11 protein-coding genes and 2 pseudogenes are annotated in these 14,539 nt (G+C 69.8%); 3 read left to right on the forward strand and 10 right to left on the reverse strand.

Features of this window, described 5'->3' with window-relative positions:
* Positions 1 to 98: 98 nt before the first annotated feature.
* Genes AC5P1B_RS25745 through AC5P1B_RS25755 form a run of 3 tightly spaced genes read right to left on the reverse strand, consistent with a single transcriptional unit; the run spans position 99 to position 2,158 of the window.
* Positions 99 to 737 carry a hypothetical protein gene (locus AC5P1B_RS25745; RefSeq protein WP_493890045.1) on the reverse strand — a complete coding sequence of 213 codons (639 nt, stop codon included), beginning with the start codon at positions 735 to 737 and terminating at the stop codon, positions 99 to 101.
* A gap of 47 nt (positions 738 to 784) precedes the next feature.
* A complete protein-coding gene (rnhB, locus tag AC5P1B_RS25750) occupies positions 785 to 1,507 on the reverse strand; it encodes a ribonuclease HII (protein WP_493890046.1) in 723 nt (240 codons plus the stop codon).
* 27 nt (positions 1,508 to 1,534) lie between these two features.
* Positions 1,535 to 2,158, reverse strand: coding sequence for a TetR/AcrR family transcriptional regulator (locus AC5P1B_RS25755; protein WP_493890047.1), 624 nt, complete (start codon positions 2,156 to 2,158; stop codon positions 1,535 to 1,537).
* A gap of 117 nt (positions 2,159 to 2,275) precedes the next feature.
* Here AC5P1B_RS25755 and AC5P1B_RS25760 point away from each other — a divergent pair, with 117 nt between their 5' ends.
* Positions 2,276 to 3,829 carry an MFS transporter gene (locus tag AC5P1B_RS25760; RefSeq protein ID WP_493890048.1) on the forward strand — a complete coding sequence of 518 codons (1,554 nt, stop codon included), beginning with the start codon at positions 2,276 to 2,278 and terminating at the stop codon, positions 3,827 to 3,829.
* A gap of 150 nt (positions 3,830 to 3,979) precedes the next feature.
* Here the strand turns inward: AC5P1B_RS25760 and AC5P1B_RS25765 are convergent, their stop codons facing one another.
* The 3 genes from AC5P1B_RS25765 to abc-f all read right to left on the reverse strand — a co-directional run bounded on the left by AC5P1B_RS25765 (position 3,980) and on the right by abc-f (position 7,318).
* The gene (locus AC5P1B_RS25765) at positions 3,980 to 4,873 is read right to left on the reverse strand and encodes an ADP-ribosylglycohydrolase family protein (protein ID WP_493890049.1); all 894 of its coding nucleotides are present in this window, start codon (positions 4,871 to 4,873) and stop codon (positions 3,980 to 3,982) included.
* Positions 4,863 to 5,543, reverse strand: a complete 681-nt coding sequence (locus AC5P1B_RS25770) for a histidine phosphatase family protein (protein ID WP_493890050.1) — start codon at positions 5,541 to 5,543, stop codon at positions 4,863 to 4,865. Before AC5P1B_RS25770 ends, AC5P1B_RS25765 begins: the two co-directional genes overlap by 11 nt.
* 143 nt (positions 5,544 to 5,686) lie before the next feature.
* On the reverse strand, positions 5,687 to 7,318 hold the full coding sequence (gene abc-f / locus AC5P1B_RS25775; RefSeq protein WP_493890052.1) for a ribosomal protection-like ABC-F family protein: 1,632 nt from the start codon (positions 7,316 to 7,318) through the stop codon (positions 5,687 to 5,689).
* 44 nt (positions 7,319 to 7,362) lie between these two features.
* Here abc-f and AC5P1B_RS25780 point away from each other — a divergent pair, with 44 nt between their 5' ends.
* Positions 7,363 to 8,091, forward strand: a complete 729-nt coding sequence (locus AC5P1B_RS25780) for a TetR/AcrR family transcriptional regulator (protein ID WP_493890093.1) — start codon at positions 7,363 to 7,365, stop codon at positions 8,089 to 8,091.
* Positions 8,092 to 8,429: 338 nt separating this feature from the next.
* Here AC5P1B_RS25780 and AC5P1B_RS25785 read toward each other — a convergent pair whose 3' ends face one another.
* Positions 8,430 to 9,035 carry a YdbC family protein gene (locus tag AC5P1B_RS25785; protein ID WP_493890054.1) on the reverse strand — a complete coding sequence of 202 codons (606 nt, stop codon included), beginning with the start codon at positions 9,033 to 9,035 and terminating at the stop codon, positions 8,430 to 8,432.
* A 33-nt stretch (positions 9,036 to 9,068) separates the two neighbouring features.
* Entirely contained in the window at positions 9,069 to 10,013 is a 945-nt protein-coding gene (locus AC5P1B_RS25790; protein WP_493890056.1) for an arylamine N-acetyltransferase family protein, read from the reverse strand.
* A 370-nt stretch (positions 10,014 to 10,383) separates the two neighbouring features.
* Here AC5P1B_RS25790 and AC5P1B_RS25795 point away from each other — a divergent pair.
* Positions 10,384 to 10,745: pseudogene (locus tag AC5P1B_RS25795) on the forward strand (response regulator transcription factor); the annotation flags it as partial.
* A 152-nt stretch (positions 10,746 to 10,897) separates the two neighbouring features.
* Here AC5P1B_RS25795 and AC5P1B_RS25800 read toward each other — a convergent pair.
* Positions 10,898 to 13,759 carry a vitamin B12-dependent ribonucleotide reductase gene (locus tag AC5P1B_RS25800; protein ID WP_493890057.1) on the reverse strand — a complete coding sequence of 954 codons (2,862 nt, stop codon included), beginning with the start codon at positions 13,757 to 13,759 and terminating at the stop codon, positions 10,898 to 10,900.
* Positions 13,760 to 13,895: 136 nt separating this feature from the next.
* Positions 13,896 to 14,333 (reverse strand): annotated as a pseudogene (gene nrdR / locus AC5P1B_RS25805) (transcriptional regulator NrdR); the annotation flags it as partial.
* Between the last annotated feature and the right edge of the window lie 206 nt (positions 14,334 to 14,539).

Consider the following 14,539-nt stretch of genomic DNA (forward strand, 5'->3'; position numbering starts at 1 on the left):
CGGAAACCGGAAGCGCCGATAGCCGGACGACCCCTCAGTGCTGGGGACGTCCGGCTGGGAGCACCAAAACGATCGCGCTCTGTGGCTATGGGAGCGGGTTAAACGCCCACGCCGAGCATGCTGTTGATGCGCTGAGGGTCGCCACAGACGATCAGCAGAGCACCAGCGCGGCTCATCGCCGCGGGCAGCAGACGGGCCACGGCTTCGTCGTCGCCACCGTTCACCGCCACGACGACGACCGGACGGCCGGCAGCGCGACCCGCGTCAGCGGCGGCGTAGAAGACATCGTCTGCCGCATCGTGCTGCGCCCAGTACGACGCCTCACCGAAGGACAGCTCATGCGCTGCCCAGGGGTGCGGGTCGCCGGTCGTGAGCACCAGCACCTCGCCGGGCGCACGGCCGGATTCGAGCAACAGGTCGACGGCCTCGTCAGCGGCGTCCAGCGAACCCTGCTCGGAGGCGGGGATCAACTGGACTTGCGGAGCGGCCGCCGCGTTGGAGGAGGCGGGCGGGGCAGCGGGGGCGGACGCGGACCGCGCCGCGTCACCCGGGGTGCGCTGCGCGGGGGTCGTGGCCGACCCTCGGTTCGGGCCGGGGCGTGCGGGCCGCATGGGGCCGGGCCGGGGGCCAGGGCCTGGGACAGGACGAGGGGTCGACGCGGTACGGCCGGGGGCCGGCGCTACGCGGGGACCCGGGACACTCTCGTGAATCTGAGGCTCCTCGGGGATGAGAGGCATGTGCTGATGTCTATCAAACGCCGACGCGAGGCGCGTCGGCGGGTGGCCTATTGGGTGGCCTGGACCGCTGAGAAGTCGAAACCGAGCTGGCCTTCGTCCTCCAAGTCGGGGATTTCGGGAGCGACACGGGGCCGCTTGAGGTGCTGCCAGCGAGGCAGCGAGTCCAGGTAGGCCCAGGACATCCGGTGGTGCGGAGTCGGGCCCAGCTCTCCCAGGGCGGCGCGGTGCGCGGGCGAGGGATAGCCCGCGTTGTCCTCGAAGCAGAAGTCGGCACACCCGGAACCGAGTTCGGCCATCATCGCGTCACGCCGCACCTTGGCGAGCACGGAGGCGGCGGCCACCGCCACACAGGACTGGTCGCCCTTGATGACCGTGCGGACCTGCCAAGGGTCACCGAGGTAGTCGTGCTTACCGTCGAGGATGACCGCGTCAGGCCGTACGGGCAGCGCGTCGAGGGCACGCGACGCGGCCAGCCGCAGCGCCGCGGTCATGCCGAGTTCGTCGATCTCGCCCGGTGAGGCATGACCGAGGGCGTGGGCGGTGACCCAGGGCGCCAGCTCCGCGGCGAGCGCCGTCCGGCGAGCCCGGGTCAGCAGCTTGGAGTCAGTGAGCCCGACCGGCGGGCGGCGAAGCCCGGTGACGGCGGCGCAGACGGTGACAGGCCCGGCCCACGCTCCGCGTCCGACTTCATCGACGCCAGCGACGATCTTGGCTCCGGTCGTGGCACGCAGTGAGCGTTCGACGCTGTGAGTGGGCGGTTCGTAGGCCATGGCGTTGCCAAGACTACGCCGACCGGGTCAGCGGGTGTGCACCCGGAGCAGGGGAAGCATGATGCCATCGACGATGGCCTCGGTGTCTTGCCGGGTCAGGCTGCCCGGACGCATCTTCGAGCGGTACATCATGAGGGCCGGTATGACTTCGGAGACGACGTCCTCGATGGCGTCCGCACGCACCTCACCGCGCTCGATCCCACGCCGCACAATCTCCCGGAACAGCAGCTTGCCGGGGCGCAGGACCTCGTTCTGGATGAGATCGGTGAACCGTTCGGCCTCGGCGTCGTCGCATTCGTGTATGACGGCGCGGAGCGCCACGCCGGACGGCGAATACATCGCGGCGAGGGTGCCCTGGCAGAGACTGAGCAGGTCCTCGCGCAGAGTGCCGAGATCGGGCGTTTCGAGAGGAGCGGGCAGCCCGGCGCGCAGCGCGTCGATGACGAGATCTCCCTTCGAGGGCCAGCGGCGGTACACGGCGGCTTTGCCGGTGCGGGCCCGGGCAGCGATCCCCTCCATGGTGAGCCCCTTCCACCCGACCGCGGTCAGTTGCTGCACGGCGGCATCGAGAATGGCGCGCTCCAGTACGGGGCCGCGACGACGCAGCGGTTCGGGGGGCGGGGTGTGCGCCGAGGAGCACGAACTGGCCATGGCCAACTCTCCGTTGAGTCGTTAAAGGAGCGCGTGGGCTTGCGCTCCGCTATCCGAAATCACTACCGTCATCCAAACAGTGAACGCCATCGTTCACTAACCCTCTGGGGACAGATTGTGACAACCTCTCCTCTGACAACCGACAGGAAGCCGGGCGCCGCCCGGCGCGAGGGGCGTCCCAATGTCGCCCTCGTCATCATCGCCCTGTGCCAGCTCATGGTGGTGCTCGACGCCACAATTGTGAACATCGCCCTGCCGCACATCCAGCGGGCGCTCAGCTTCTCCACCACCGATCTCTCATGGGTGGTCACCGCCTATACGCTCGCCTTCGGCGGGCTTCTGCTTCTCGGCGGCCGGGCCGGCGACATCCTCGGCCGCAGGCGGGTCTTCGTCTTCGGCATCGTGCTCTTCACACTCGCCTCGCTGCTCGGCGGATTCGCCCAAGAGCCCTGGCAACTGCTCGCCGCACGCGCCATGCAGGGTGTCGGCGGGGCCATCGCCTCGCCAACTTCCCTCGCCCTGATCGCGACAACGTTCCCCGAGGGACCGGAGCGCAACCGGGCCTTCGGCGTCTTCGCGGCCGTGTCAGCGGGCGGAGGTGCCATCGGGCTGCTGGCGGGCGGAATGCTCACCGAGTGGCTCAACTGGCGCTGGGTGCTCTTCGTCAACGTCCCGATCGGCATCCTCATCGCCCTCCTGGCACCGCTGTACATCAGCGAGTCGCAACGGCACACGGGACGCTTCGACGCCGTCGGCGCGCTCACCTCCACGGGCGGCATGGTGGCACTCGTCTACGGGTTCATCCGGGCCTCCGAGGACGGCTGGGGCGACAACGTCACCCTGGCGTCATTCGGCGTCTCCCTGGTGCTTCTCGTCATCTTCACGCTGATCGAGCGGCGGGCAGCCGAACCGATCACTCCCCTGAAGATGTTCGCCGACCGCAACCGCTCGGGCACATACGTGATCATGCTGTCGCTCGCGGCGGCCATGTTCGGCATGTTCTTCTTCATCGTGATCTTCGTGCAGAACGTGCTGGACTACAGCCCCATCAAGGCTGGTCTCGCGTTCCTGCCGGTCAGCGCGGCGATCGTGGTGGGTGCGGGGCTCTCCCAGCGGCTGCTCCCGGTCCTGGGGCCCAAGCCGTTCCTCATCGCCGGTACGGCTATCGCCGGCATCGGCATGGCCTGGCAGATCGCGATCACTCCCGACAGCTCGTACGTCGGGAGCATTCTGGGCCCGATGGTCCTCTTCGGCGTCGGCATGGGGCTGAACTTCGTGACGGTCACACTGACCGCTGTCTCCGGTGTCGGACAGCATGAAGCGGGCGCGGCGTCCGGCCTGCTGAACGCGACACAACAGGTGGGCGGTGCGCTCGGGCTCTCCCTCCTCATGACGGTCTTCACGTCCGCCAGCCGGGACGAGGCGAAGGAACAACTCCCGTCCTTCATGGCCGAAGCGACCCGCGAGCAGAAGGCCGAGATGGCCAAGACGCACGACCTGCCCGCGCCCTGGGGTCATGAGGTGCTCACCCATGGCATCTCGCACACGTTCATCGCGGCCACCGCGCTGGTGGCCGCGGCGCTGGTCGTCGCGCTTCTTGTGATCAAGGTGCGCAAAAGCGACCTGGACGCCCTCAGCGGCACGGCGGCCGCCGCCGGACCGGCGGCTTGATCAGCAGCGGCAACGTCAGCGGTGTGGTGGTCCCCCAGCCTGGCACCACGGGACCACCACAGGCACGACCAGCACAGGAGCCACGGCGCGCGACAGCGACCGGCGACCGCTCTGGGCCCGGGCGGGCACCGGCGGGCATTCCGTAACGCGTCAGCCCGTGGCCACAGGAATCCAGGTCGGAAGTGCCTCCGTGCTGTCGCACCACTCGCTGGGCGGGGTACCCGCCGGGCCAGCCGCGACGACGCCTCCGGCGATCGCGCACGTGGTGTCCACGTCACCGCCCACCTGGGCCGTCGTCCAGAACGCCTGCTCGAAGGAGCCGAGGTTGCGCGCCGCGGCCCACAAGGCGAACGGCACCGTGTCGTGCGCGCTCGTACGGCGGCCGCAGCCGAGCACGGCGGCGACGGTGACCGGGTCCGCGAAGTCGAGCATGTCGCGGGCACGGCGCAGCCCCGCCTGTACGGCGCTGCGCGGCACAAGCGCCACGACGTCGTCCAGCAACTGCTCCGGGCTCCCGGTGCCGGCGGGGTCGGCGACGAGCGCTGCGGCTGCCGCGACCGCCATCGCCCCGGCCACCGCCTCCCGGTGCTGGTGCGTGGTGTAGGCGGAGATCTCCGCCTGGTGTGTCGCCTGCTCCGCGTCACCCGCGTACCAGGCGCCCAGCGGGGCGATTCGCATCGCGGCGCCATTGCCCCAGGAGCCCTGGCCATTGAAGAGAGCGGATGCCAGTTCGCGCCAGTCGGCTCCCTCTCTGACCAGACGGAGCATCCGGTTCACCGCGGGCCCGTAACCGCGGTCGAAGTCGTGGTGAGCGGCGAACGAAGCAGCGAGTGCGTCCTGGTCGATCCGGCCGTGGGTCACGAGGACGGCCAGCACGGAGGAGGCCATCTCCGTGTCGTCGGTCCACTGCCAAGGGCCGGGCGGCAGCTCACACGCTTTGAGGGAGGGATAGTTGGCGGGGACGAAGAACTGGGAACCGAGGGCGTCGCCCACGGCCAGACCACGCAAGCTCGCGTGGGCACGGCGGAATCGGTCAGCGGTCATCGCAGCGAACTCTAACGGGTAGCGGGTACGGCTCAGGAGTGCACCAGCGCTCGAATGGCCGGTCAAGGCGGTACCGCCCGTCGGCGCCGAGCACCAGCGCCCGGTGCTCCGCGTTGCCAGGGTTCGACAGGGACTCGAACTCGGCGACGCTCCAGTGGAACCACCGCATGCAGAACAGCCGCATGGTCAGGCCGTGGGTGACCAGCAGGACGTTCGGCGGGTGACCCGGGTCTTCGAAGCTCCGCCACAGGCTCTCCAGGAACGCGCCCACCCGGTCATACACGTCCGCGCCCGACTCGCCCTGGGCGAACCGGTAGAAGAAGTGGCCGTACGCGTCGCGGTACGCCTTCTGCTTGCGTACATCATCGCGGTCCTGCCAGTTGCCCCAGTCCTGTTCCCGCAGCCTCGGCTCCTCTCGCACCCGGGTCCGGGAGGGATTCAGCCCCAGCAGATGAAAGGTCTCGTGCGTGCGGCGGTACGGGGAGACGTAGGCGGAGACCGGTTCACCCGCGAACGTCTTCCGCAGCGCGGCACCCGCCTCCGCCGCCTGCTGCTGCCCCCGCCCCGTCAAGCTCAACGCATGATCAGGCTCCCTCTCATAGACAGTGTCATCGACGTTCCCCTCGGATTCGCCGTGCCGGACAAGGACGATGCGCTGGGGTCGTGCCATATAGCCCACCCTAGATCGGCCATCCGGGTAACGCCTCGGGCCCAGTGCCCCAAGTACCGCCTGCGCCTCACCGCCCCGTAACCCGTGGTCCCTCTCTCCCCCGCCTCTCCCCCCACCCCCCCGCTCCCGCTTCGTTCGCCGGATCAGTCGGCCGTCAGCCGCCCGTCGCGTAGCTCGCGGTGCTGACCGGCGAAGCGGCTGCGCAGCAACCGGTCGTGGGAGACCACGACGAGGGCGCCAGGCCACTCGGCGAGGGCCTGCTCCAGCTGTTCGACCAGGCCGAGCGCGAGGTGATTCGTTGGCTCGTCGAGCAGTAGCAGGTCAGCGGGCCTGGCCAGCAGGCGGGCGAGCGCCAGGCGGCGGCGCTGCCCGACGGAGAGCGCGCCCACGGGCACATGCAGGTCGCGCGCGCGGAACAACCCGTACGACAGGAGCAGCTGGGTGTGCTCCTCGGGCACCCCGGGCAGGCCGCGGCCGAACGCCGGCAGCAACCGTTCCTCGGGGTGGTCCGCCGGGATCTCCTGGGCGAGGTAGCCGATTCGGCCCCGGCGTATGACCTGCCCCTCGTCGGGTGGGAGCACCCCGGCCATGACCCGTAGCAGGGTGGACTTCCCGGCGCCGTTGGCTCCGTGGATGAGCAGCCGCTCCCCTGCGCCGACCGTGAGGGAGTCGACCGCGAGCCGGTCCCCGACGCGGACACCGTCGAGGCCCACGAGGACGCCGCCCGTGTCTCCCAGCGCCGGGCGGGCGGCGAACCGCAGCGGATCTGGCGGGCGGGGCACCGGATGCTCCCGCAGCCTGCGCAGCCGTTCCTGTGCGTTGCGGACCCTGCTGGACACCGAGGACTGCACGCGGCCCTTGTCCCGGTCGTACGCGACCTTGTTGCCGTCTTTCCTGGCCCGGCCGGGGGCGACCCGCGGGGCCACGGTCGCCGCGGTTTCGGCCAGCGCGGCGGTGTCCGCGCACCACTGCTCGTAGGCCTGCTCCCAGCGGTGGCGGGCCACGGCCTGCTCCTCGGTGAATCCCGCGTAGCCGCCGCCGTAGCGCACGAGGGTGCGGCGGTCACCGTCCACCTCCAGGATCGCGGTGGCCACCCGTTCCAGGAACACCCGGTCGTGCGAGACGGCGAGCACCGTGCCCGGATGCGCGCGCAACGCCTCCTCCAGCCAGCTGAGGGCCGTGGCGTCGAGGTGGTTGGTCGGTTCGTCGAGCAGCATCACCTCGGGCGCCGCGGCGATCAGGCAGGCCAGCCCGAGCCGTGCCTGCTCACCGCCGGAGAGGCTGCCCAGGCTCCGGTCGCGAGCGATGTGCGCGAGACCCAGGCCGTGCAGGGCTTTGTCGACTCGGGCATCGGCCTCATAGCCGCCGCGCGCCTCGAAGGCGGTGAGCAGCTCACCGTATGCGTCAAGCTCCTCGGGCCCGGCGTCGCCGAGGGTCGGCTCCAACGCGCGCAGCCGTCGCTCCATGCCCCGCAACTCCTCCAGGGCCTGGTCTATCGCGTCACTGACCGTCCGGTCCTGGGGGAGCTCGGGGGCCTGCCCGAGATGAACGGCGCCGCCTTCGGCGACGGTGACGACCACTCCTTCGTCAGGCTGGTCGGCTCCCGCCAGCAAGCGCAGGAGGGTGGACTTTCCCGCACCGTTCTCCCCCACGATGCCGATCCGTTCGTCGGGCCGTACGGAGAAGGACACGTCGTCGAGCAGCAACCGGTCCCCACGGGAGACGGTGACACCGCGCAGTGAGAGCTGAGTGGGCAAACGGATACCTCCAAGCATCAGCGGCGAGCTTCAAAGGCAACCCGAGTCGCGTTACGATGAGCATGGCACACCCGGCCGATCTAACGCAACAGGAGTTGCAATTGAACGATGAGACCGCCGACCAGGCCCCTGGCACCGTGCGCCCCGGCGGGCGCACCGCCCGCACCCGTGCCGCCGTCCGTGACGCCGTGCTCACCGGCCTCGCCGACTACGGCTATCCGGGGCTGACCGTCGACTATGTCGCCGAGCGATCGGGGGTGCACAAAACCACGCTCTACCGGCGCTGGGGCAGCGTCGACGGGCTCCTCGTGGACGCCCTCGACCTGGCGGGCGAGGACTCCTGGACGCCGCCCGACACCGGCACACTCGAAGGGGATCTGCACGCCCTCGCGGACGAGGTCGCCACCACCTTCGGCGACCCGGAGACGGCCGCGGCGCCCGCCGCCTTCATCGCGGCGGCCTTCCAGTCGGAGCGCGCCGCCGAGGCGCTCCACGACTTCTACCGCGAGCGGTTCGCCCGCTGCGGGCCTGTCGTCAGCCGGGCCGTCGAGCGCGGTGAGGCGCCGCCGGGCACCGACGCGGGCGCGGTCTCGCGAGCCGTCTCCGCTCCGCTGTTCTTCCGCGTGTTCATCACCCGCGAGCCACTCGAAGCGACGCACGCGGAGCAAGCCGCCGCGGCCGCCCTCGCCGCCACGCGCGCCGGGGTCTACGCCGGAAAAGCCGCGGCCCCCACCGCCGACCCGGGCGGCCGCACACACACCCTCGATCCCGGTGACCAGCCCGTCGCGTGACACGGCGGCCCACCGCCACGCGGCTCCGGCCCGAGCCCGACGAGGCAAGCCGCCCACCCCCGTGCCGGCCCATGTCCGTATGGCCTACGCCGTGCGGCCGACGCCCGTGCGCCCAGCACCCGCACGCCCCGTATCCGTACGACATGCCCGTACGACATCTGCCCGTACGAGGTTCATCAGGCCACGCACGGCAGCGTCAAGCCGGGCCGCCGCGCCGCAGACCTCGCCGTGGAGAGCTCGCGACCGGTGCGTCGCTCGTTCCCGGACCGGACGCACGCCCCGCCGGTTTGGTTTCAGCACACCCCGGTCCAGGCCGTCGCGGTTCAGGACACCGCTGTTCAGACCGTCCAGGACGGCTCAATGGCCACGACATCGCCCGCCAGCGCCGCCAGGTCGGTGTCGACCTCGGCGCGGGAGCCGAGCCGCTGCACGCGCTCCGCCCGGTACTTGCCGCGCTCGGCCGCGGAATCCCACATCGACAGGACAAGGAACTCATCGCCAGGTGCCCGGCCGAACACCCCGCGCAGCATGCCCGGCGAGCCTGCCATCGCCGGGTTCCACACCTTCTCCTGCATGAGCGTGAAGTGCTCCACCCGGTCCTCGTGCACCTGGCAGTGCGCCACACGCACGACGTCCACATCGGTGAATTTGGGCTGAAATCCCACCTTCACATCGAACTGCCGCTCAAAGAGGAGCACTTGGTTGTCCCTGTACGTGCCCGCCTGCGCGGCCGCGAGCCGGTCGTGCGACCGCGCCATGAAGGAGTCGTAGAACGCCCGGCTCTCCCAGAAACCGAAGATATGCGCGACGTCCGGGCGCCCCCGGCTCCACCCGCCGCCCTGTCCGCGGAAACCCGGTTCGCCGAGCAACCCCGCCCATTTCCGCTGTCCGCGTTCAAACCCTGGACGGTCCACGACCCCGCAGCGAATCCACTTGACCAGCACCGCGCCATCGTACGGCCAGGGCGATGGCCGCCGTCACGAACCGGAGAGGTACCCCTGGGCGAGCTTCTCGACCTCTGCCTCGCCCAGTTCGATGCCGAAGCCCTCCCGCAGCACGTCAGCCAACTCTTCGGCGCTGATCTCGCGTGTGTCCTCCGTGCCATCGGGGCGTGCGTGCGTGAGCCGCGCGCCCACCAGGTTGCGGCGGGCGCCGGGCTCGGTCTGCTGCACCACCGGCCGGGAGACGAAGGGGGAACGCTCGTGCGTGGAGATGTAGTAGTTCCGCACCATGTAGTCGACCGGATAGCGCTTCTCCAGCGTGAACGCGTACAGATCGAACCAACCGTCCGGATGCAGCGACCGCAGCGACCACACCCCGTCCGGCTCGGCCGCGACGCCGAACGTCCAGTCGCCCTGCTGCGCCCGCAAACCCTCCACGAACGGCAACGGCTCCAGCAGCCCCTCGCCGCCGAAACCCACGTCCGCGATCCACTCCTTGCCGTCCAGTGAGACCCGCAGCAGCATGTGGGTCTCCGGGAGCAGCTTGTCCGAGCCCATGCGCACCCGCGCCCCCAGCCCGGTGAAGCTGAAGCCGATCCGTTCCAGCACGGCGGCGAAGAGCAGGTTCTGCTCGTAGCAGTAGCCCCCGCGCCGTTGGCGCACCATCTTGTCCTGCAATGCCTCGATGTCCAGCAGAACCGGGCGGCCCAGCAGGACCTCCAGGTTCTCGAACGGGATCGCCGCCACATGTGCCCGGTGCAGGGCCCGCAGCGTCGCCAGGTCCGCCGGCAGCCGCTCGCCGGCACCGGCGGTCGGCGACCGCTCTCCGTCGCCGACCGCCTGGCCCGGCGCCGTCCCGGCCCCGCCCGGCGAACCGGCGGAGTCCGCCGTCCCCTCGGCGTTCTTCGCCTCAGCGAAGCCGATACGGGTCAGGTACGCGTCCAGATCCAGCCGGTCGCCGCCCCACATGGACTCGCTCATGCGTCTTCCCTCTCCCCGTTTCCTTACATCTTGCCCAGCGCCCTGACCCACACGGCCACCGTGGGCACCTCACACGTCCCACGCCTACTCGGCGCACGCCCGTCCAGCGCACCCGTGCGCCCGCGCGTGGAGGTGCCGGTCGGGTCTGCATCCGTACGAGACTCAGCATCTTGTCAAACACGCAAGCCCCGCTACACACCGAGAGCCACCGCCCCGCCAGGAGCGCGCCGAGACGGGCGTCGGCCACCGTCACGCGCGGGGCGGTGGCATCGGAAGACCCGACTCCACCGCCTGAACAGCGCTTGTGCGCAATGCGGTACGTGGGGCTGGTTCCGGAGGACCCGTGCCACGGCCAAGGCCGGTGATGGAGAGCGGCTTCCTCCGCAAGGACGTCTCCGCCGACGCACTCCTCGACGGCATCCACACCGTGGCCTCCAGTGACGCGCTCCTGTCCCCCGCGGCCACGCGCTCCCCCATCGCCCGCTTCCTCGCCACCTCCGAGCCCGGCGCCGACACGGCGCTCCCCGGGCGCCTGGCCGCCCTCACCGCCCGCGAGCGCGAGGTGGTGGCCCTGGCCGCGGACGGCGAGTCCGACATCGAGATCGCCGAGGAGCTGTTCGTCAGCCCGCTGACCGTACGCACCCACATCCAGCGCGAAAGGTGAAGCTGGGCGACCGCGCCCAACTGGTCGTCTTCGCCTACCAGTCCGGTCTCGTGCGGCCCCCGCGCTGACGGGGTGAGCGCACTCCGTTCCGCACGCCGGGAGGCGGCTTGAGACGGACCCAAGAGCCAGGCCGGACGCCACCAACGCCGAAGGCGGTGGCGCCGGGGAACCCAGCACCACCGCCTTGAACAGCGCTTTTACGCCCGGATGGCGCCCGGGATCAGCTGCACCCGCTCGTCGAGCCGCAGCCCTCGCACAGGTAGCAGCTGCCCGCGCGGCGCATCTTCGTGCCACAGGAGAAGCACAGCGGAGCGTCGGCGTTCAGCCCCAGCTGCATCTCCACCAGCTCGGTGGAGTTGTGGGCCTGCTTGGGCGCCGGTACGGCGGCCACCTCCGGTCCGGGGGTGGTCTGCTGGGGCGCCGCGAACTGACGGGGCGCGGACTGGGCCAGGCCCTCGACGTCCACGTCGTCCTCGTTCGTCTCGTACGAACCGGTGTCCAGGTGCCGCTGACGCTCCTCGGCGGAGTGGATGCCGAGCGCGGACCGGGTCTCGAAGGGCAGGAAGTCCAGCGCCAGGCGGCGGAAGATGTAGTCGACGATCGACTGCGCCATCCGCAGGTCCGGGTCGTCCGTCATGCCCGCGGGCTCGAAGCGCATGTTGGTGAACTTCGAGACGTAGGTCTCCAGCGGCACGCCGTACTGGAGGCCGACCGAGACCGCGATCGAGAAGGCGTCCATCATGCCCGCGAGGGTGGAACCCTGCTTGGACATCTTCAGGAACACCTCGCCGAGACCGTCGTCCGGGTAGGAGTTCGCGGTCATGTACCCCTCGGCGCCACCGACCGTGAAGGACGTGGTGATGCCGGGGCGGCCCTTGGGGAGACGGTTGCGGACCGGGCGGTACTCGATGACCTTCTCGGTCTCCACCGGAGCCTTGGCCTTCTCCTTCTTCTTGGCGGAGAGCGGCTGGCCGACCTTGCAGTTGTCGCGGTAGATCGCGAGCGCCTTCAGGCCGAGCTTCCAACCCTCGAAGTAGACCTCTTCGACCTCTTCGACGGTGGCCGACTCGGGCAGGTTCACGGTCTTGGAGATCGCGCCGGACAGGAAGGGCTGCGCCGCCGCCATCATCCGTACGTGGCCCATGGCCGAGATCGCCCGCTCGCCCATCGCGCAGTCGAACACCTCGTAGTGCTCCTGCCGCAGCCCGGGGGCGTCGATCACATTGCCGTGGTCGGCGATGTGGGCGACGATCGCCTCGACCTGCTCCGGCTGGTAACCGAGCCGCTTCAGCGCCTTGGGGACCGTGTTGTTCACGATCTGCATGGAGCCGCCGCCGACCAGCTTCTTGAACTTGACCAGGGCGAGGTCGGGCTCGACGCCGGTGGTGTCGCAGTCCATCATCAGGCCGATGGTGCCGGTCGGCGCGAGCACCGACGCCTGGGCGTTGCGGAAGCCGTTCTTCTCGCCGAGCCGGATGACGTCCTGCCACGCCTCGGTGGCCGCGGCCCACACCGGGGTGTCGAGGTCGTCCACGCGCTTGGCCACGCCGTTGGCGTCGGAGTGCTGCTTCATGACGCGCTTGTGGGCGTCGGCGTTGCGGGCGTAGCCCTCGTACGGGCCGACGACGGCTGCCAGCTCGGCCGAGCGCTTGTAGGAGGTGCCGGTCATCAGCGAGGTGATGGCACCGGCGAGCGCGCGGCCGCCGTCGCTGTCGTACGCGTGGCCGGTGGCCATCAGCAGGGCGCCGAGGTTGGCGTAGCCGATGCCCAGCTGACGGAAGGCGCGGGTGGTCTCGCCGATCTTCTCGGTGGGGAAGTCGGCGAAGCAGATCGAGATGTCCATCGCGGTGATGACCAGCTCGACGGTCTTCGCGAAGCGCTCCGCGTCGAACGCCTGGTGGCCCTGGTCGTCGTCGCGGAGGAACTTCATGAGGTTGAGCGACGCGAGGTTGCACGAGGAGTTGTCCAGGTGCATGTACTCGCTGCACGGGTTGGACGCGGTGATGCGGCCCGACTCCGGCGAGGTGTGCCAGTGGTTGATGGTGTCGTCGTACTGGATGCCGGGATCGGCGCAGGCCCAGGCGGCCTCGGCCATCTTGCGGAACAGGCCCTTGGCGTCGACCTCGTCGATGACGTCGCCGGTCATCCGGCCGCGCAGGCCGAAGGAGGAGCCCGCCTCGACGGCCTTCATGAACGCGTCGTTCACGCGGACCGAGTTGTTGGCGTTCTGGTACTGGACGGACGTGATGTCGTCGCCGCCCAGGTCCATGTCGAAGCCCGCGTCACGCAGCGCGCGGACCTTCTCCTCTTCCTTCACCTTGGTCTCGATGAAGGCTTCGACGTCCGGGTGGTCCACGTCGAGGACGACCATCTTGGCCGCGCGCCGGGTGGCGCCGCCCGACTTGATCGTTCCGGCGGAGGCGTCCGCTCCGCGCATGAAGGAGACGGGGCCCGAGGCGTTGCCGCCGGAGGAGAGGAGTTCCTTGCTGGAGCGGATGCGCGAGAGGTTCAGACCGGCGCCCGAGCCACCCTTGAAGATCATCCCCTCTTCCTTGTACCAGTCGAGGATCGACTCCATGGAGTCGTCGACGGAAAGGATGAAACAGGCGCTGACCTGCTGCGGCTGCTTCGTTCCGACGTTGAACCAGACCGGCGAGTTGAACGAGAAGACCTGGTGGAGCAGCGCGTACGTCAGCTCGTGGTCGAAGATCTCGGCGTCTGCCGGAGAGGCGAAGTAACCGTTGTCCTCGCCTGCCGCGCGGTACGTACGCACCACGCGGTCGATGAGCTGCTTCAGGCTGGACTCGCGGCCGGGAGCCCCGACCGCGCCACGGAAATACTTGCTGGTGACGATGTTGACCGCGTTCACCGACCAGAAGTCGGGGAACTCGACGCCACGCTGCTCGAAGTTGACCGAGCCGTCGCGCCAGTTGGTCATGACGACGTCCCGGCGCTCCCATACCACCTCGTCGTACGGATGCACGCCGGGGACGGTGTGAACACGCTCGATGCGCAGACCCTTGCTCGACTTGTTTCCCTTGGAGCGGGAACCTCGTGCCGGGCCGCTCGTCGTCTCTGTCATTCCGCCTCCCTGTGCGGGCGAAAACGCCCTATTGCGCCTATTTGTTCCGTGGCGCGATGCCTGTCTGTTGCCCGAGTGCGCGGCGCGCCCCGGGCAGATCTTGCGTGACCGCTCAGTCGGCGGCGAGGGCCGCTTCGTCGCGCAGTTCCGCGACCGCCGCCTCGAAGTCCTCAAGCGACTCGAAGGCCTGGTACACCGAGGCGAACCGCAGGTAGGCGACGAGGTCCAGCTCGCGCAGCGGCCCGAGTATGGCCAGTCCGACGTCGTGCGTGGACAGCTCGGCGCTGCCGGTGGCGCGGACGGCCTCTTCGACGCGCTGACCCAGCTGGGCGAGGGCGTCCTCGGTGACCGGCCGGCCCTGGCACGCCTTGCGTACGCCCGAGATGACCTTGTCGCGGCTGAAGGGCTCGGTGACCCCGCTCCGCTTGATCACCATGAGTGACGCCGTTTCCACGGTGGTGAACCGGCGGGAGCAGTCAGGACACTGCCGTCGCCTGCGGATCGAACAGCCGTCGTCTGTGGTGCGGCTGTCGACCACGCGGCTGTCGGAGTGCCTGCAGAAGGGGCAGTGCATGGCTTCCTACCCTTCTCGCCTTGAAAACGGCGTACGACTCCCAGCGTGAACGGCCTCGACAGGCCCGCTGACGGACCCCTCGAAGCAGCCACAATCATAGGCGAAGACCTGGGCGAGGAATCACCCGGGAACACAACCTGTAGGTGGCTGACGCCAATCAAACCACTAGATCTGGTGCCCGGCGGTCAACAACAGCGAGGGCGTGT

This window comes from Streptomyces sp. A01 (genome assembly GCF_059026195.1).